A 1,297-nucleotide genomic window follows, 5' to 3' on the forward strand; every position below is an offset into this window, starting at 1 on the left:
GCTTCTCTAATTGGGTGTTTGGGTCAAGCTCGTTTTCCTTCTTTCCTTTGGGTCTTTGTCACTCATCCGGGTCACGCTTCTCTTCGCAGTCTGACTGATGACCTGATATCATCGCTGCACGCATGTGTCGGATTGGCAGTGGAGAGCCTCGCTTTGGGACGCGCTTCTCGTTGCGCAGCAGCCATATTCGGCTTCTTCCACAGACCTCGTCCGGTGAGGGACGACCCCGTTCAGTTTGGGCGTTGGGTAGTTACATCATGCCACACCCTCCACCTTCTCTGGACGGAATTCAGTGCCATCAGTCCACATGCGATGCAACAGAACAGCGAGTTTTCGTGCGACGGCGACGACCGCACGGCGTCTGCCTTTCGTTCGCATTAAACGCATTCCCCATGATTTGATTTGTGATCCGGCCATCGTGCGCATCAGCAACGAATTGGCTGCTGCATAGAGGGTTGCACGGACATCGCGGTCTCCCGCTCGGGATATGCGACCTGGGTTGTCGTGCTCGCCTGATTGATATCGTCGAGGCGTAAGGCCAAAATGCGCGCCGACGGTTCGAGAACTTTTGAAGCGAGCAGGATCATCAATGGCGGCCTTGAAAGTAAGCGCCGCAATCGGGCCAACGCCCGGAACAGTCATCATCCGCAGGCAGACGTCATCATTGCGGGCAGCACGTTTGACCCGCCGATCTAGGGCAAGATAGTTTTTGTATATCGCGACACGTGCGTCCAGCAACGGCAGCATGGCCTGAGACAATACTTCATCGGCTGCAATCAAAGGGCGCACGAGGTCATCGAAGCTGCCATGTTGGACAGTTTTTGGAAGGCGCAGTCCGAAGATCTTCAATAACCCGCGAACCTCGTTTGCCAGATCAATGGTTTTGTTGAGCAAGGCTTTGCGGCAGCTCAACAGAGCGCGTATGTCGTGGGCCTCGCGGCTCTTCATGTGAACCGGGCTGAACCAACCTGTCCGCAATATTTGCGCGATTCCTCGGGCATCGTTCTTATCTGTTTTGTTGCGCATCGCCGACAGTGCCGCGCTGACCTGTCGGGCTTCCATGCAGGCAACGTCGAAACCATCATTGGTCAATCCATAGAAAAGATGTTGGCTCATGGTGCCCGCTTCAAAACCGATCCGAACAATCGGATGAGCGAAGCCTTTCAAGCAACGCGTGATCTCATCGACATCACATCCCAACTCGCGCTCGAGAATGATCGTGCCTTTGCTATCCACAATGCAAAGCGCACATGACCTTAGCGAAACATCCAGTCCAACGTAGTATTCCATCGTCTAT

The 1,297-nt window shown here is 54.4% G+C and carries 1 protein-coding gene; it reads right to left on the minus strand.

What is annotated here, in order from left to right:
• Window positions 1-255 precede the first annotated feature (255 nt).
• The gene (locus HRQ87_RS19950) at window positions 256-1,290 is read right to left on the minus strand and encodes an IS110 family RNA-guided transposase (RefSeq protein ID WP_174140203.1); all 1,035 of its coding nucleotides are present in this window, start codon (window positions 1,288-1,290) and stop codon (window positions 256-258) included.
• Window positions 1,291-1,297 lie beyond the last annotated feature (7 nt).

The organism is Parasulfitobacter algicola (assembly GCF_013315265.1).
GTDB classification, from domain to species: Bacteria; Pseudomonadota; Alphaproteobacteria; order Rhodobacterales; family Rhodobacteraceae; genus Parasulfitobacter; species Parasulfitobacter algicola.